Source organism: Pseudogracilibacillus sp. SE30717A (assembly GCF_037071985.1).
Lineage (GTDB): Bacteria > Bacillota > Bacilli > Bacillales > Amphibacillaceae > Pseudogracilibacillus.
The window spans coordinates 308,183-325,895 of the sequence record NZ_JAXHDF010000003.1 but is presented as its reverse complement, the minus strand read 5'-3'; the positions used below and the strand labels follow the sequence as shown (position 1 = coordinate 325,895).

At 36.0% G+C, this 17,713-nt stretch carries 16 protein-coding genes; 3 read left to right on the top strand and 13 right to left on the bottom strand.

The features are described from left to right. Positions 1-13 precede the first annotated feature (13 nt). Positions 14-208 (bottom strand): hypothetical protein, encoded by a 195-nt coding sequence (locus SPD48_RS06680; protein ID WP_336257304.1) that lies wholly within the window; start codon positions 206-208, stop codon positions 14-16. Positions 209-542: 334 nt separating this feature from the next. Then, on the bottom strand, positions 543-2,078 hold the full coding sequence (gene guaA / locus SPD48_RS06675) for a glutamine-hydrolyzing GMP synthase (protein ID WP_336257303.1): 1,536 nt from the start codon (positions 2,076-2,078) through the stop codon (positions 543-545). A gap of 129 nt (positions 2,079-2,207) precedes the next feature. Here guaA and SPD48_RS06670 point away from each other — a divergent pair, with 129 nt between their 5' ends. The 3 genes from SPD48_RS06670 to SPD48_RS06660 all read left to right on the top strand — a co-directional run bounded on the left by SPD48_RS06670 (position 2,208) and on the right by SPD48_RS06660 (position 5,440). Next, positions 2,208-3,086, top strand: coding sequence for a PucR family transcriptional regulator (locus SPD48_RS06670; RefSeq protein WP_336257302.1), 879 nt, complete (start codon positions 2,208-2,210; stop codon positions 3,084-3,086). 135 nt (positions 3,087-3,221) lie between these two features. Beyond that, a complete protein-coding gene (locus tag SPD48_RS06665) occupies positions 3,222-4,319 on the top strand; it encodes an ABC transporter ATP-binding protein (RefSeq protein WP_336257301.1) in 1,098 nt (365 codons plus the stop codon). 410 nt (positions 4,320-4,729) lie between these two features. Beyond that, entirely contained in the window at positions 4,730-5,440 is a 711-nt protein-coding gene (locus SPD48_RS06660; protein ID WP_336257300.1) for a glycerophosphodiester phosphodiesterase, read from the top strand. A gap of 152 nt (positions 5,441-5,592) precedes the next feature. On the opposite strand, the gene SPD48_RS06655 is transcribed toward SPD48_RS06660, so the two are convergent. The 11 genes from SPD48_RS06655 to SPD48_RS06605 form a co-directional block, all read right to left on the bottom strand. Continuing rightward, a complete protein-coding gene (locus tag SPD48_RS06655) occupies positions 5,593-6,282 on the bottom strand; it encodes a copper homeostasis protein CutC (RefSeq protein WP_336257299.1) in 690 nt (229 codons plus the stop codon). Further along, positions 6,273-7,241: an ROK family glucokinase gene (locus SPD48_RS06650; protein WP_336257298.1), complete on the bottom strand. Its 969-nt coding sequence runs from the start codon at positions 7,239-7,241 to the stop codon at positions 6,273-6,275. The genes SPD48_RS06655 and SPD48_RS06650 overlap by 10 nt, the downstream gene beginning before the upstream one ends. 107 nt (positions 7,242-7,348) lie before the next feature. Further along, complete coding sequence (locus SPD48_RS06645; RefSeq protein WP_336257297.1) at positions 7,349-8,632, bottom strand: alpha-L-fucosidase; 1,284 nt, start codon at positions 8,630-8,632, stop codon at positions 7,349-7,351. Between the two features lie 131 nt (positions 8,633-8,763). Then, the gene (locus SPD48_RS06640; RefSeq protein ID WP_336257296.1) at positions 8,764-10,149 is read right to left on the bottom strand and encodes a M17 family metallopeptidase; all 1,386 of its coding nucleotides are present in this window, start codon (positions 10,147-10,149) and stop codon (positions 8,764-8,766) included. A 48-nt stretch (positions 10,150-10,197) separates the two neighbouring features. Continuing rightward, a complete protein-coding gene (locus tag SPD48_RS06635; protein WP_336257295.1) occupies positions 10,198-11,013 on the bottom strand; it encodes an ABC transporter ATP-binding protein in 816 nt (271 codons plus the stop codon). Further along, positions 11,003-12,004: an ABC transporter ATP-binding protein gene (locus SPD48_RS06630; RefSeq protein ID WP_336257294.1), complete on the bottom strand. Its 1,002-nt coding sequence runs from the start codon at positions 12,002-12,004 to the stop codon at positions 11,003-11,005. The genes SPD48_RS06635 and SPD48_RS06630 overlap by 11 nt, the downstream gene beginning before the upstream one ends. Before the next feature lie 11 nt (positions 12,005-12,015). Beyond that, the gene (locus SPD48_RS06625) at positions 12,016-12,903 is read right to left on the bottom strand and encodes an ABC transporter permease (RefSeq protein WP_336257293.1); all 888 of its coding nucleotides are present in this window, start codon (positions 12,901-12,903) and stop codon (positions 12,016-12,018) included. Between the two features lie 16 nt (positions 12,904-12,919). Further along, a complete protein-coding gene (locus tag SPD48_RS06620) occupies positions 12,920-13,840 on the bottom strand; it encodes an ABC transporter permease (protein ID WP_336257292.1) in 921 nt (306 codons plus the stop codon). Positions 13,841-13,953: 113 nt separating this feature from the next. After that, positions 13,954-15,528 carry a glutathione ABC transporter substrate-binding protein gene (locus tag SPD48_RS06615; protein ID WP_336257291.1) on the bottom strand — a complete coding sequence of 525 codons (1,575 nt, stop codon included), beginning with the start codon at positions 15,526-15,528 and terminating at the stop codon, positions 13,954-13,956. A gap of 18 nt (positions 15,529-15,546) precedes the next feature. Then, positions 15,547-16,539 (bottom strand): asparaginase, encoded by a 993-nt coding sequence (locus SPD48_RS06610; protein WP_336257290.1) that lies wholly within the window; start codon positions 16,537-16,539, stop codon positions 15,547-15,549. 2 nt (positions 16,540-16,541) lie between these two features. Beyond that, positions 16,542-17,708 (bottom strand): ROK family transcriptional regulator, encoded by a 1,167-nt coding sequence (locus tag SPD48_RS06605; protein WP_336257289.1) that lies wholly within the window; start codon positions 17,706-17,708, stop codon positions 16,542-16,544. Positions 17,709-17,713 lie beyond the last annotated feature (5 nt).

Genomic DNA, 17,713 nt, shown 5'->3' with positions numbered 1-17,713 from the left:
CACTCCTAACTGTTTATGCGTCATGTAAACGATAATCCACACGTCCATAAATGACACACCAAAATACAACCATTGTTTCTCCATTTTCATCCCGTATTAATTTCCCATAAGGAAAAAACGGAAAGTTTTCTATCTCAATTTCCTGTAAAACAAAATGGTCATCAATCCACTCCAAAACCTTTTGTTCATAGATTTCCTGTTCTCCCAAAAGAGATCACACTCACTTTCATAAACAGTCATAACAAAAAAGCACCCTTTGGCGGAGGAAGCTCTCAAAGGTTGCTTAGATGTGCTAATTAAATTTATTAATGCTTTATCTCTTTTTCTAATAATTAATGTGCAAAATACTGATAAATAGTGACTTTAAGATTATAGAGAAATAAAAAAAGAGATACTGCTTTTACACAATATCCCTCATTTTTCTCCGTTTCCTCTGGCGGAATCTTGGCGGAGAACCTATTCATTTTTAATCATTTCATCCATTTTACATACCATTGAAATGCAGTCAAATCAACGTTTTCACTTCAAATGCATCTAGTGAATTATTCCCACTCAATCGTCGCTGGCGGCTTGCTTGTTATATCATATACAACTCGGTTAACTTGTTCTACCTCAGATACGATTCTTCGAGAAATCTTATCTAAAATGTCCCAGTCAATTCTTGCCCAATCTGATGTCATTCCATCGACAGAATGAACCGCTCGCAGACCGACAGTGTAATCATATGAACGTTCGTCGTCACGTACCCCTACACTGCGGATATTTGGTAAAATAGCGAAGTATTGCCAAATATCACGATCAAGTCCAGCCAGAGCTATTTCTTCTCGCAAAATTGCGTCTGCTTCTCGGACGATCGCTAATTTTTCTTGCGTGACTTCTCCTAAAACTCGAATCCCGAGTCCTGGACCAGGGAATGGCTGACGCCAAACAATTCGATCCGGTAAACCTAAAGCTGTACCTAATTCACGAACTTCATCTTTGAAAAGTGTCCGGATTGGTTCAATTAGTTCAAACTGCATGTCCTCAGGTAATCCCCCAACATTATGGTGAGATTTAACCATTTTTCCAGTTTCCGTTCCACTTTCAATTACATCGCTATATAATGTGCCTTGTGCTAGAAAATCAACATCTGTTAGCTTTGCCGCCTCTTCATCAAATACTTCAATAAACTCATTTCCAATTATTTTTCGTTTTTTCTCTGGGTCTTCCACCCCTTCAAGTTTTGACAAAAAGCGCTCGGCTGAATCGACTTGAATAATATTCATATGAAAATCTTCTGCCAGTGACTCCATTACATCATTTACTTCATTTTTACGAAGTAATCCATGATCAACAAAAATACATGTTAGTTGGTCGCCGATTGCTTTATGAATTAATGCAGCAACTACAGAAGAATCAACCCCTCCACTAAGGGCACACAATACTTTTTTGTCCCCGACCACTTCTTTAATACGATTTAATTCTGTTTCAATAAATCTGTCGATGGACCAGTCACCTTTACATTTACTAACAGTATATAAGAAGTTTTTTAAGATGTCGGACCCATATTCTGACTCTGATACTTCTGGATAAAATAATACACCGTACATATTATCTTTTTCATTACTGAATGCAGCAATGGAATCATCGGAAGCTTTTGCGTCCACATTGAACGAATCAGGTGCGGCTAAAATTTCATCTCCTTCACTTATGTATACTGTTTGCTCTTTTGGTACATCACCGAACAGTGCATTATCGTTTAACACATTAATTTTTTTAGTATTGTAGGATCGCTCACTTCGATGTTCTACTTTTCCACCAAAATGTTCCGCTATTAATTGAGCGCCATAACAGATACCAAAGATCGGTATTCCACTATTTAGTATAGATTCATCGACACGATATTTATATTCATCATGAAGAGAATATGGTCCACCCGATAATATGATTGCTTTTGGATCGAGCGCCTTCACCTCTTCTACCTTAACTGTATGGGGGCGCAATTCACTATAAACACCCAGTTCTCTTATATGCCTTGTAAGTAGCTGATTGTACGGGCTACCAAAATCGATAACTAACACTACTTCCTTTTTACTCATATTATCTCTCCTCACTCACTAGTCTACTCGACTATTATACAACATTTCGACTTTAAATTTGGTAATATAGAAAAAGACAACTAAATTCAAAATATTTCGGCTTATAAAATACACAAGGAGACTTCTCTTATGTTCAATCAATTAGTAAAAATTTATCCATCAACTATACGATATAATCCATTAGATAATAATACAAATGATTATGTATGGTTCATTTCAGAAGAAAAAGAAATTTTGGGCATTCATCAAAATGAACTAACTGAAAAAGATATATCCCTATTATCTACGTTTTTAAAAAGGTATAATCATCTCTTACCTGAAAAAACAGCAGATGAAAAATTTTGGCATCAATTAATCGAAGAAAAAGAAAATTACACGCATGTTAAACCCTTTCGATTTGTCTATTTTTCTATGCAACCTGATCAAATAGATCCAATTACATTTAGCGAAGCAATTAAAGAGTTATTCGGAAGATACATTCCCATTTTATGGCGTAGTGAAACAACTGGAATATTAATTGAAGCAATCTCGTTAACGGACGAGCAAATCAACTATGAACAAATCATTGACATATTAATGGCTGATTTATCCGTTCATATTCGTTTTTTTATTGGAGATACGAGACAAAATCAAATACGTATGGATCAATACTACGATTCCATTATTCAAGGTGGCATAACGACTTTTCAAGTTACAAAAAAAGAAGTAATCAGTTATACAGAATCAATTCCATATATAGTATTACATCATATTGATCGGTCAACGAAAGACCAATTAGTACAATCAATTCTGAAAGATTTTTATGAAGATGAAGAAATGTTAAAAACGTTGGAAATGTTTTTTTCCTGTAATTTAAATGTGTCCGAAACTGCAAAAAAAATGTACATGCATCGAAATAGTTTACAATACAGAATAGATAAATTTATCAATGAAACTGGGGTAAATATTCAACGATTCGATGAAGCGCTCGCCGTTAAATTAGCATTGCTTGCCAACAAAAAAATCTAACCCACACTTATCTGACGAGCTCATTTAGTAAATATGCACGAAAACATTTGAGAAATTTGTGCAAGGTTGTCATATATGAAAACGCTTTTATCACGTACAATAACAGTAATGATTAATACATAAGGGGATGAAGATGTGGCAGAGCTTAAATTAAATAACATCAAGAAAATATACGGGAAAGACGTCCTTGCAGTTAAAGACTTCAATTTACATATTGAAGATAAAGAATTTGTTGTGTTTGTAGGACCTTCCGGTTGTGGAAAATCGACAACACTTCGAATGATTGCAGGATTAGAAGAAATTTCCGATGGGGAACTTTTTATAGATAATACATTAATGAACGATGTCGCACCAAAAGACCGTGACATTGCGATGGTATTTCAAAACTATGCACTATATCCGCATATGAATGTTTACGATAATATGGCATTCGGTCTAAAATTGCGTAAGTTTAAAAAAGATGAGATTAAAAAACGTGTAGACAATGCGGCTAAAATTTTAGGGCTGGAAGACTTTTTAGATAGAAAGCCAAAAGCACTTTCAGGTGGTCAGCGCCAGCGTGTAGCTTTAGGAAGAGCAATTGTTCGGGATCCAAAAGTGTTCTTAATGGATGAACCATTATCCAACCTTGATGCAAAATTACGTGTGCAAATGCGTGCCGAAATCCAAAAACTTCATCGCCGCTTACAGACAACTACTATTTATGTTACTCATGACCAGACAGAAGCGATGACAATGGCTACACGCCTTGTTGTTATGAAAGATGGAATTATTCAACAAGTCGGAACTCCTAAAGAAATTTATGACAATCCAGAAAACATATTTGTAGGTGGTTTCATCGGTTCGCCAGCAATGAACTTCTTACGCGGTAAATTAACAAACGGTCATATTCAATTAGGAGACGATACGGTTAAAATACCAGAAGACAAACTTAAAATGTTAAAAGATAATGGATTTGAAAATAAAGAGATCATCCTTGGGATTCGTCCAGAAGATATTTATGATGCTAGTTCTGATCCGAATTATTCAAATGAATTAAACCTTTCCATTCGTGTCGATGTAGCAGAATTAATGGGTTCTGAAACAGTCGTTTATGGAGAAGTAAACGGACAAAATATCGTATCTCGAATCGATGCTCGAACAGGAATTTTAGCGGGATCAACGCTTAAATTGCATTTCGATATGGATAACAGTCATTATTTCGATCCAGAAACAGAATTACGTATTAGATAACTTTTAGATTGATTGTAGATAGCCACACGAAAAATGATATTTCGTGTGGTTTTTAATTTGATTATATTTAATGCCTCTGTAAAAGTGTTTCCGTTTGTTTTTTGGGGCAAAGCCACTAATACATAAGGAGTTGCCGAGTGGCGTGGGAATTGTGCATAGTCAATTTATGCTATGCTGAGTGGCATGCGGGATACGATGTGCTTAAACGTCAAATGCGAACTGAGTGCAATTCAATTTGATAGTGAGCAACTTAGTAGTCTGTTTGGGTTATGATAAGAAACACTTTTAAATGACATGAATGTCTAGAAGATTTCTATGTTCGTAAATTTAAATTAACTTCCCTTACTCTGTCTGTTCTTTGTAATTTTTGCTATAGTGAACATAGACACTCTACGGAAGAAGGGATACATATGCAAATCATTGCTCATCGTGGTTCATCGGCTTATGCACCAGAAAATACGTTAGCTGCTTTTAAAAAAGCACTCGATCAAGAAGCAGACGCTATTGAGTTAGATGTAAGACTTTCGAAAGATGGTGTACCAGTAATTTGTCATGATGCGACAATTAACCGGACAAGTAATGGGAAAGGATACATTCATAATTTGACTGTCGACCAACTGAAAAAGTATGATTTCGGCTCTTCATTTAACAAAAAATACAAAGGAGAAACGATCCCCACCTTGGATGAAACATTGTCATTAATTAGTGATCAACCAAGAACTATTCATATTGAGTTAAAAAATGGTCCTGTTATCCCAAAAGATTTGGAACGAAAGGTACTTGACCTCGTTTACCATCATGGCGTTGAAAATAAAGTTGTCTATTCAGCTTTTGATCATGTTAGTTTACAAAGATTAACAAATATTGATCCAGATGCAAAAATAGGATTACTATTTCATATCAACTTAATTAACCTATTTGATTACATACAGAATACGGGTTTACGTGTTTATAGCATTCATCCTAACCATTTCTATGTGACGGAAGAGATGATTATCGAAGCTCATCAACGTAATATAGAAGTAAATATTTATACAGTCAATAATCGGAATGAAGCAAATATGTATGAGTCATTAGGTATCGATGGATTAATAACAAACGACCCACTGATCTTAAAGTAGTTTTGAATGCAAGAAAAAAAGAAACCTAATGGCATAAAATATGCCTTAGGTTTCTTTTTTTTCACGAGTGTATGACATTCATTTTATCATGTTTATGATTTTAATATTTTTTAATACTATGAAGGCTTAATCACGTCTAATAAAACGAGCCTTTAAATCGCTTTAGTTAACTCTTTAATCCTAGTAATTTGTTCTTTAGAAAGATCCTTATCAAAATCGAAGTCTTCTCTTACACCTGAACCAAAATGAAGTGCTTTTGGTTGGACTTCTTCATAAAATGAACGTAATGTTTCAATCCGTAACCCATGCCCTGGCATAATCGTTAAATGAGTCCCTTTTGTTCTATCATTCAAACGAATTATATTTGAAGCTGAATCGGTTGCAGGTCCGTCACCGCCAGCTGTCAAAATAGTTGTAATTTGCTTGTACTTAAGAATTGTTTCTAATGCTTCCATTTGATCTCTTACAAAATCAAATGCTCGATGAAAGGTAACTTCCAAGCCATCAGCAGCTTCTAATAAGACTTTTAACGCGGGCTCATCGATTATTCCTTCTCGCGTAAGAGGACCAATAACGATCCCATTAGCCCCTATCTGTTTAATTGCTTGAATATCCTCACACATCGTTATGAGATTATCTTTATCATAAACAAATGATTTATTATGAGGTCTAACCATTACATTGATCGGTATATCCACTGCTTCTACAGCTGACTTAATTAGCCCATAACTCGGAGTTAATCCATCTTCAGCTATACTTTGACATAGCTCTACTCGATCGGCATGATACTTTTCAGCTGCTTTTACATCCTTTAAGGATGTTCCAATCACTTCTAATAACATGTTGACGTCTCCTTACTCAGTGCTTTTTTAATCAAATAGCCAGCACCAATAATTCCTGCATCATTGCCTAACTTTGCGATTTCTACTTGTGTAGTTTCACTAATCCAACGAAGAGAATGTTTCTTAAAAGATGCCTCTATTTGTTGTACAAATGTGATTCCAGCTTGCGATAGGCCGCCTCCAATTAATATTTTAAACGGATTAACGACCGTTCCTACGTTCGCTAAAACAAAACCAAGATAGTCAACTAATTGGTCAATAATTTCCTGTGAATGGGCGTCACCTGCTTCCGCTAATTGAAAAACATCTTTAGCGGTCAGCTCCTGATGAGATGAATATAATTTTGCTAACTTGGAATTTGGTTCCTGCTGCACAATTTTCATTGCTTCTCGTTCTACACCTGTTGCAGATGCAATCGTATCTAAACATCCTCTTCTGCCACAATTACATGGAGAACCATCAGGATCGACAACATAATGACCAATTTCTCCAGCTAACCCTTTATACCCGTGTAATACATTACCATCCATAATAATTCCGCTTCCTACTCCAGTTCCTAATGTAACTAGCATCATATGATCGGAAATCATTGGGTCGTGCCAGTATTCGCCTAAAGCAGCAGTATTCGCATCGTTTTCTATTATGATGGGAAGATTTGTTTTTTCCTCAAATTTTCTTTTCAATTCATAATTTACCCAGCCAATATTGACAGCATCTATCTTTCCTTGAGTTTTATCAATAAATCCCGGAACCCCAATTCCGATCCCAAGGACATTTTCAAATTCATTAGTTGTTACATTCTCTTCAATGGATTTCCAAATATGATCAACGATATATTTTCCTTGTGCTTGTCTATCTGTTTCAATTTTCCATTTCTTTAAAATTTCACCAAACAAATTGACCACACCAATTTTTACATAGGTGCCACCTATGTCAATTCCGATTATTATTTGACTCATGCTGTCCATCCTTCTATTCAAATCTTCTCATTCGTTTTTTGGATGATTTTCTCTGTTAGAAATCTACTCCTATACCAATCTACACTACCAACTAAAAAAGCTTGTTATCACAACTTAATTTCAATAACTGGCACCAGATGATTTGGTTTAATAACTGGTAATTCTAAAACAACTTCATCTTCAGCAATGACTGGTAAATCATGATGAATCAAATCTGCAGGGTCAAAACGTTTTACAGTAACCTCTGAGTGATCATGTAAGAATCGCGCATATTGAATATCCAGCGGAAAGTTTTTTAAATGAATGGTTCTAAACGGCCAAGAAAAAATATGAATAAATATCCGATCCTCTTTTGCTGTTATCCTGCAATCCTGCGGGGCACGTAAGCTAGAGGAACCTGCACCATAAATAGACGAGCTATGATATGTCATCCAGTCTGCGATTTCTTCTAGCACTTTTGTTGAGGCTTCGTCAAAATTCCCTCTTGCGGTCGGACCGAAATTCATCAGTAAATTTCCGTCTTTTGATACTGTATCAATGAGTAATTTGATAATCATCTCAGCTGATTTCATGTTTAAATTATTTGGATTATAGGTCCACCGATCATTAAATGTTTGGCATGCTTCCCAAACTCTTTTTTTATTATCAGAAGTCATCAGAACTTCTGTCGGCTGATATTGTTCCGGTGTATAAACACCTCGATCTAACCCAAGGCGATTATTAATAATCATATGTGGCTGATGTTTTAAAATTAACTGTTCCAATTCCTCTGAGCGCCAATCTTTTGCACCTTTTCCTTTTGCCCAACTCCATTCGCGATCATCATAAGAAAAATCAAACCAGAAATAATCAATTTTTCCATACTGCGTAACAAGCTCTTCCACTTGATTATACAAATACTCCTGATAGATTTTCATATCTCGATTTTCTGCTTTAACATCTTCATCTTCTCGGGCAGGATGCAGCCCATCAATTGTAAAATGTTCGTGATGCCAATCAATAACTGAATGGTAGAAACCAATTTTCATATCTTCTTCCCGGCATGCTTCGACGAACTCTTTTAAAGCATCTTTTCCATAAGGTGTATTTGTAATTTTATACTCCGTATAGGCACTATCCCATAATGCGAATCCTTCGTGATGCTTCGTCGTTAGAACAATGTATTTCATTCCACTCTCTTTTGCTTGTTTCACCCATTTTTTCGGTTCATAGAGATCTGCTTCAAATTGATAAAATAACTTTTCGTACTCTTCCTTGTTTATCTTATCTTGCGTCATGATCCACTCATCTTTAGCCTTTAAAGAATATAAGCCCCAATGAATAAACATTCCGAATCGATCATGTAAAAACCATGAAGGGTCTCCATAATGTGCTGGCCAATCTAATTGCATATATATCACTCCGAAGTTATTTTTTAAAAATTACTAGTTTACTATTATTTTAATCTATAAAACTTTTTACCTTCTAACATGGGCTTCGCTCTACACGTAAAATAGATAATCTTATATAAAGACAGTAATTATTAGTTACCTAAAGTTTTTTGTTTTACTATCTCATACAATAAACGAACTCCGTATCCGGATGCACCTTGAACATAATATCCTTGTACTTTCCATGGTCTTACCGTATTCGCCATATCGATATGAATCCACTTTTTATCGGGTTCAATGAACTGTTTTAAAAATAAAGCAGCAGTAATTGCTCCCCCAAACTGGGAACTGCTCATATTGTTTACATCGGCAGCATCGCTTTTCAAATAATGAATATAATCATCATATACAGGCATTGGCCATATGTAATCGCCTGTCTCGTCACCCAGCTTTTTATACTGCCATAAGTCCTCTTCGGCATTACTGAAAACCCCTGCAGCTTTTAGACCCAATGCACTGCCGATACTTCCTGTTAACGTTGCAATATCAATAATTGTTTTGGCACCGACCGATTGAGCGTACAATAACCCGTCAGCTAAAATTAAACGTCCTTCCGCATCCGTATTACCAACTTCGACATGCAGTCCATTCGGATACTGAATAACATCCGATGGTAAAAATGCATTTCCGTCTGCAAGATTTTGAACAAGTGGTAGAATCGCAACGACATTAACACTTGCATCTGTATCAGCTAATAATTTCATTGCACCTGCAACTGCAGCCGATCCACCCATATCCATTTTCATTTCACCGATATCGCTTGCTGTCTTCGCATTGATTCCACCTGAATCAAATGTTACCCCTTTACCGACTAATGCAACTTTTTCCTTATCTGACTGACGATTTAACGTTAAAATAGCGAGTTTTGCTGGTTCACTGCTTCCCTTAGAAACAGCATTTATTCCAGGAAAGTCTCTCTTAGATAATGCATCACCCTCAATAATTTCAACGACTACATCCGTATCTTTAAACATTTTTCTTAAGTATTGTGCGTACGAAGTCGGTGTTAACTTATTTGCCGGTTCATTACATAAATCTCTAGCAAAATTTACAGCAGTTGCTCTTGTGTAAGCTTCCTGCTCCCAATCTTTAAAACGTTTCTCTTCCCAGTGAACCGCTAACGTACTTAATTTCTCTTCCTCTTTTTTATAGGGGCGGAATTGATAGTTAGCTAAATACCATCCTTCCATAAAACAGATGATTGTTTCAGAAATCTGTAAATTCAAAGACCGATTAACGATCGCTTGATAATTAATCCGAACAGCTGCATCTTTCATTTTGTATAATGCTTTCCGGCAAATACCTCCTAAAAAGCGTACATCTTCAAATGTCAGCTTGTTCTCACCTAATCCGATATATAAAAATAATTCCCCTTCTTTTTGGATGAATTGACTCGTACCAAAGCCAACACTAGAATTTTCTTGGAAAAATGGTAGCTCCTCATCTGCTTTATGAATCGGAATAATCGTAATCTCCATTTTTATTCTCCTTACTTATCGCATTCAATTCCGCGCACAAAAATAAAATTATGCCTCTTTTCGTTTCGCTTTTGGCACCATTTGCGGAATTGAAGATAATAATGTTTTCGTATAATCATGTTGTGGGTTCGTAAAAAGCTCCTCTTTCGTTGCCACTTCCACTAAGTTACCGAAGTACATTACTCCTACTCGGTCACTAATATGTTCGACTACGCTTAAATCATGTGAGATAAATAAATATGTTAAATTATATTCTTCTTGTAAATCTTTCATTAGATTTAAAATCTGTGACTGGATAGAAACGTCTAAAGCAGATACTGGCTCATCTGCAATAATTAATTCAGGCTTTAAGATGAGCGCTCGCGCTATACTAATTCGCTGTCTTTGCCCGCCACTAAATTCGTGTGGATATTTGTTTAAATGAAATTTACTAATTCCACATTTATCAAGTAAATCTTCTACTCGTTTATTTTTTTCAGCTGAGGACATATTTTTATGGTGAATATCTAATGGTTCTCGTAAAATATCTTTAATTTTCATCCTTGGACTAAGTGATGCATACGGATCTTGGAAAACCATTTGCATTTTAGGACGGTACTTTTTCCATTCATTTTTACTTGCTTTGGACAAGTCTTTCCCTTTAAAAAGAAGTGTTCCAGAATCGAGCGGAATTAATCCATTTAACAATCGACCAGTTGTTGATTTCCCGCAACCTGATTCTCCAACAAGCCCAAATGTTTCCCCAGCTTTTATAGTAAATGAAATTCCATTAACTGCTTTCACTACCTTCTTTTCTTGAAACCAACCTGTATTAAGAGGAAAATGCTTTGTAAGATCTTTCGCTTCTATTAAATTAGTAGTCAATTTGCTTTTCCTCCTCTTTCACAGTTTCTTCATCTAATAACCAACATCTTGCTGAATGATTTTCCGAAGCGATTAACCCCGGTTCTTTCTCTTGGCATATCGGCATCGCATATGGGCAGCGAGGTGCAAACTTACAGCCTTTTGGCATATTGCTTGCATTTGGAACTGTACCTGAAATAGAATCTAGCCGTTTTTTCTTCGAGCCGATTTTCGGAACTGAGTTCATTAACCCTTTTGTATAAGGATGCTGAGGATTTTCAAATAATTCTACCGCTGTTGCTTCTTCCACAATTTCTCCCGCGTACATAACGATTACTCTGTCACAAATTTCAGCCACAACACCTAGATCATGCGTAATTAATAAAATACCCATATTCGTTTTTGCTTGAATACGTTCTAATAACTTTAAAATTTGTGCTTGTATCGTTACATCAAGTGCTGTTGTCGGCTCATCAGCTATGAGTAAAGAAGGGTTACAAGAAATTTGCATCGCAATGATTACTCTTTGTCTCATCCCACCGGAAAGCTGGTGCGGGTATTCATTCATAATTTCTGCCGCTCGAGGAATACCAACAGATTCTAGCGTTTCAATCGCGTACTGATGGGCATCTTTCTTGTTCATACCCATATGCATCATGATCGTCTCACGCATTTGTCTGCCAATTTTCAATACAGGATTTAACGCTGTCATTGGCTCCTGAAAAATCATCGATAATTCTTTTCCCCGATAACTTGTCATTTCTTTTTCTGTTAAATCTAATAAATTTTTTCCTTTATACGTAATTTCACCTTCAACGATTTCCCCCGGTGTATCGTGAAACAATCGCATAACTGATAAAGATGTAACACTTTTACCACTGCCTGATTCACCAACTAACCCGACAATTTCACCTTGTTTGACATTAAAACTGACTCCATGGACAACCGGTAAAAAACCATTTTCGCTATGAAAACCTGTTTTAAGATTTTTAACTTCAAGTAAATCTGGCAATTATAACCCTCCTAATCTTTCATTTTTGGATCGAGCATTTCTCTTAACCCATCACCTAAAAGATTAAATGCTAATACAGTAAGGAAGATAATGAGTCCTGGGAAAAACACTAAATGAAATGCGGTTCCGATATAATCTCTTGATACGCTAAGCATCGCACCCCAATCAGGTGATGATGGCTCTGCACCTAAACCTAGAAAACTTAAGCTGGCAGCTGCTAAAATAGCTGTTCCAACATTCATTGTGAAATAAACGATAACAGTCGGAAGTGTCTCTGGCAACACATGCTTAAACATAATTCGAAGCCGTCCTGCACCAATGGACTCTGCTGCTTCCACAAATAACATTTCTTTTACTTCTAACGTTGCTCCACGCACAATCCTTGCAAATGAAGGAATACTAAAAAATGCAACCGCTATAACGACATTTTTTAACCCCGGTCCTAAAATAGCTACGATTCCGATTGCTAAAATTAAATCAGGGAAAGCGAACAGTACGTCACAAATGCGCATAATTAATTTATCAACCCATTTGCCGATAAATCCGCTTATTAATCCAAGAATCGTTCCGATAATTGCACCGATTGTAACCGCCGAAACACTGACAGATAAAGAAATTCTAGCTCCAGCAATAATTCGGCTTAAAATATCTCTCCCATATTCATCCGTACCAAAAAAATGTGCCAAAGATGGTGTTTCTAATAAATTATTATAATTTGGCTCCGCTGCATCGTAAGGAGTAATAAATGGTCCGATCACCGCAATGATAAACAAAAGTAAAACAAAGTATAGAGAAATCGCTGCAGGTTTTTTACGATGAAATGATCGCCAAAATTGCAGAAAAGAATTCGGTGATTTGCTTTGTTCAATTTCTGCACTCTCCGTCTGAAGACTGTTCATGTATATCTTTCCCTCCTTATTCAAGTCGTATTTTCGGATTTAAAAATCCGTAGACAACATCAATAATTAAATTCACCATAATAAATTGAAAAGCAAATAATAAAATCTCCGCCTGAACTACTGGATAATCACGGAACTGGATCGAGTCGATTAACAATGTCCCTAGTCCGGGAAAGCTGAAAACAGTTTCTACTACGACAGAACCACCGAGTAAAAATCCAAATTGCAGTCCGGCAACTGTTATAACTGGAATTAAAGAATTTTTTAATGCATGTCCAAAAACAATCTGCTTACTGCCTAATCCTTTCGCTCGTCCCATCCGAATATAATCTTGCTTCATACTCTCCACAAGAGATGAACGGGTAAACCGGGCAATCATTGCCATAATCCCTGCTCCTAAAGCAAATGATGGCATAATATAACTTTTAAACCCTTCCGCTCCACCGGTTGGAAACAATCCAAGCTGTACGGAAAATATCTGAATTAGGACAAGCCCTATCCAAAAGTTTGGAAGTGAAATTCCGGAAACAGCCGTAAACATTCCAAGATGATCTGGCCATCTGTTTCTAAATACTGCGGAAATAATTCCGATTAAAATTCCAATAATAAGTGCCCAAGCAATACTTAGAAAAGTCAGTCCTAACGTTGGTAAGATCCGATCTCCAATTAATTTACTGACCGGAGCCCCCGATTTAATGGAGTAACCGAGATCACCTGTTAACAATCCTTTTAAATATACAAAATATTGCTCATATAACGGCTTATCTAAACCAAGGCTTACCCTTGCCATTTCCACTTCTTCCACAGTTGCTTCTTTTCCTGCTAATAATCGTGCTGGATCACCAGGAATAATATGAATGAACATAAAGACAACAAATGAAACGACTAATAGTAAAGGGATCAAACTAATAATTCGTCTAATGAGATATCGCCACAAAGAAAATACACCTCCAAATAAAGAGAGGGCTTACTCTCATAAGCCCTTCGTTAAATTTCCATGAAATATTTTTACCATAGTTATAGAATGAATAGCTTTATTTATTCTATATTTTATTTTATTTGTGCATGGGATATATCGACTGAACCATCTGGTGCTACATAAACACCTTCAAGATGATTACGATGTGCTGCTAAGTTGATATCTGTTGCTAAGAAAATCCATGGAGCATCACTATACACAGTGCTCTGAATATCCTTGTAAATTGCTTCCTGCTCTTTCGGATCTGCAGTAGCATTTGCAGCTTTAATCCACTCTGTTACGTCATCATTATCGTAATAAGCCGTGTTGGCACCATTTGGTGGGAAATATTCACTACTGAATAAACCACGAGTTGCTCCGTCTGCATCACCAGATGATGGAGACCAGCTTACATACCACATTTGAACTTTTGCATCTTCTGGTTTTTCAGGTGTGTAAATTTCATCTGAAAGTGTTCCTTCTTCCATCGATTTGATGGTTACATCAATACCAACTTGAGCTAATTGCTGTTTAATAAATTCCATTCCTTTAACTGATTCCGAACTTGTATTTCCCCAAATTTCTGCTTCAAATCCGTCTTCATAGCCAGCTTCTTTTAATAGTTCTTTTGCTTTTTCCACGTCATACTCATAAGGTTCTTGTTGAGAGTAATACTGTGTTTCAGAAGACATTGTGGAATCAAGTACATGTCCAAATCCATCTTTAACAACTTGAATATATGCCTCTTTGTCTACTGCATAGTTCATCGCTTCTCGAACTTTTAAATCACTGTAAGGATCTTTAAATGTATTAATCGAAACATAACGCGCAATTGTAGATGGTGATTCATCGATCGTTAAATCTTCGTTATTTTCCAATTCTTTCACATTTTGCTGTGGTAGTGGATATACAAAATCTGCTTCCCCTGTTTTCAACATAGCCACACGTGAACCGTTCTCCGGTACTGGGCTAAAGATTACTTTTTCAACGTTCGTTTGATCTCCGCCCCAGTAATCTTCATTTTTTTCAAGTTCTAAAATGGTACCTTGCTTCCATTCCACAAATTTAAATGTTCCTGTACCTACTGGATTTGCTTCAACATATTTTGTTCCTTCTTCAATTGCTTTCGGACTAATCATTGGAACCATTGCAAACTTGTTGATCATTGCACTAAATGGCTCTGTTAAATGGAATGCAACTTCATAGTCGCCAATAACTTCCAATGAGTCGATGAATTGGAAACTACGTTTAGCACTTAAATTATTCGCATCATCCATTACACGGTCAAAGTTTGCTTTAACTGCTTCCGCATTGAAAGGTTCGCCATCATGAAAAGTGACATCTTCTCTTAATTTGAATGTATAGACTAACCCGTCTTCACTGATGTCATATGATTCAGCCAATGCTGGTTCAATATTCATCTTTTCATCAAAACCAACTAATCCTTCATACATCGAACGGACACCAAAAATAGATACTGTATCACCTGCATTATGAGGATCGAGTGTAACAAAGTTTTGATCAATCGCAATTGTAATTTCTTTCTTACCGCCATCTGATTTACCAGTTGATTTATCTGCTGAATCAGAGTTGTCATTATTTCCACCACATGCAGCAGTAACTAATGCTAATACTAGTACAAATAAAAACCCAAAAAATTTCTTCATCTTGTTCCCTCTCTTTTTCTATAAATAAATTTTCGTTTCCCCAACTTGTTTTCCACCATCATTCTGAATTGTTTCGTTTCTTAATTTGAGTAAATTAGTAATCGTGTCTTCATTCTGATAATTTATTTTTTTAAGAATCTCTGCAACTAATAATGGCCAAATTAATTCAGTTCCACTCAATACTTTTAAAGCAATACTAATTTTTTCTTTCTTTAAAGCAAGACAATATACTCCTTGTGCACCTCCTTTAGCAATAATATTTTCATCCTGTAATAAAACACTACATATAAAATCATGAGAAGCAATAATATCTGGATGAGCATGCATCACTTTTCCTATTTTTATCACTGCTTCTTGTATTTCCTTATCCACTATTTGTTCTGGGGTCACAAATTTCAAATAAGATATCGCCATGTTTTTTAATGGAATGGCATGGACAGGAACCCCACATCCATCAACACCTGATTTGATTTCTTCTTCCGGAACCTCCGACAATAGAGACAAGTCTTTTAGTATTTCTTGCTGTAAAGGGTGGTCAATCTTTTCGTAACCTTCAAGACTTAAGCCTTTCATTTTTGCATAACCGAGAAATCCTAAATGCTTTCCTGCACAATTATGAATTAACTTCCGTTTCGGTTTATGAGCAAGAACATATTTCAATTTCGGTGTTTCATTTAAAGGATAACTTTCAGCACATACTAAACAATCTTCTGAAACATCCAATTTTTCTTTTAAGCTTATCAAGGAGTCTTCATGATATTTTTCTCCTCGTTGAGACGCCATAAATAATGCTGCTTCTTCATCCGTGAGATGATATTTTTGAAAAATATCCGTTGTAAAAACTGGTATGGCCTGCAAAGGTTTCATTGCAGATCGGTAAAATATAGGATTGTTTATATTTCCTTTTTCATAGATTACTTCTTTATTTTCATTAACTATACAAATAGCACCAGGATGCACGTTTTCGAGTGTACCATTTCTAAGTTCCTCTGCAATAATTGGGTAGTCCATCTTTATACATCACCTTTTACATGTAAGTTTTTAATAAAACGGCGTAGAACGCTTAAAGCCGCTCCTTTTATAACTCCATTTCCTTCAAGCTCAGTAACGTGCAGTTCATATGAACGTGATTGAGGAAAGAAATTGCTATTGGAATGTTTCTTTATAATAATTTCTCTTATTTCTGGATAGTCCTCTATTAAACTTCCAGATAAAAAAACGGCATCAGGGTTATACGCACAAACAACATTATTGATGGCAAGTACTGCATAAGTGGTAGCTTTATCAATAATATTTACAGCCCAATTTTCACCTTCGTTATATGCTTGAACTAATTCGTTCATATGTTTCATCGGTCGTGTTTTGGAAGCTTCATTCAACAAAAAGTCAGTAGCAATATATGTTTGCAAACAACCGAAATTACCGCATGGACAATATACTCCGTAAGGGTCTAAAGTCATATGGCCGATCTCTCCAGACATATTATCTTTCCCACGATAAATCTGACCATCACTAATTAATGCAGACCCAACTCCATTACCAAAACCAATCATTGCGATATTCTTGTAATCCATCGATGTCCGCAAATATTCAGCTAAAGCTTTTAATTTCAATTCATTATCAATAAATAGTTTATAATCTAATTTTTCTTCAAGGATTTTTTTCAGAGAAGCTAGTTTCCAATTAAACTGAGCCGAGAGCTCGACGATCCCCTCTTTATTATCAATCAATCCTGGCAGACCAATACAAATACCGATCACCCGATCGTTCGTAATAGCTTCTCTATCAATCAATTCATTTACAGTCTGACCGATAAAATCTGCTACTCTTTCATAGCTATCTGTATTGAATGGGAATGAATGTTCAGAAATTAATTCTCCTATTAAATTCATGAAGCCTATTCGAATCACGCCAACATCGATTTCAACCCCCACTGAGATAACAGAATCTTCATTTGCCATAAAGTACGTAGCTTTTCTCCCAATGTCATCCGTATGTAAGTACACTTCTTTAATAAGCTGCTCTTCATGTAAAGAAGCAACAATTCGAGAAGCAGAAGTAGGGCTCATCTCCATATGTTTCGCAATCTCCGCTCTGGAAATCGGACCATTTTTGATAATATACTCAAGAACGATACTCTGATTCTTTATTTTTAAAAAATTTTGGTCTTTAACTCTCATTTTCC

Bases quoted from the DNA above. Each gene is read 5' to 3' on its own strand.
- SPD48_RS06655 (WP_336257299.1), bottom strand. From the start codon at position 6,282: ATGTTATTAGAAGTGATTGGAACATCCTTAAAGGATGTAAAAGCAGCT.
- SPD48_RS06650 (WP_336257298.1), bottom strand. From the start codon at position 7,241: ATGAGTCAAATAATAATCGGAATTGACATAGGTGGCACCTATGTAAAA.
- SPD48_RS06605 (WP_336257289.1), bottom strand. From the start codon at position 17,708: ATGAGAGTTAAAGACCAAAATTTTTTAAAAATAAAGAATCAGAGTATC.
- SPD48_RS06610 (WP_336257290.1), bottom strand. From the start codon at position 16,539: ATGGACTACCCAATTATTGCAGAGGAACTTAGAAATGGTACACTCGAA.
- SPD48_RS06660 (WP_336257300.1), top strand. From the start codon at position 4,730: ATGCAAATCATTGCTCATCGTGGTTCATCGGCTTATGCACCAGAAAAT.
- SPD48_RS06615 (WP_336257291.1), bottom strand. From the start codon at position 15,528: ATGAAGAAATTTTTTGGGTTTTTATTTGTACTAGTATTAGCATTAGTT.
- SPD48_RS06645 (WP_336257297.1), bottom strand. From the start codon at position 8,632: ATGCAATTAGATTGGCCAGCACATTATGGAGACCCTTCATGGTTTTTA.
- SPD48_RS06640 (WP_336257296.1), bottom strand. From the start codon at position 10,149: ATGGAGATTACGATTATTCCGATTCATAAAGCAGATGAGGAGCTACCA.
- guaA (WP_336257303.1), bottom strand. From the start codon at position 2,078: ATGAGTAAAAAGGAAGTAGTGTTAGTTATCGATTTTGGTAGCCCGTAC.
- SPD48_RS06625 (WP_336257293.1), bottom strand. From the start codon at position 12,903: ATGAACAGTCTTCAGACGGAGAGTGCAGAAATTGAACAAAGCAAATCA.
- SPD48_RS06670 (WP_336257302.1), top strand. From the start codon at position 2,208: ATGTTCAATCAATTAGTAAAAATTTATCCATCAACTATACGATATAAT.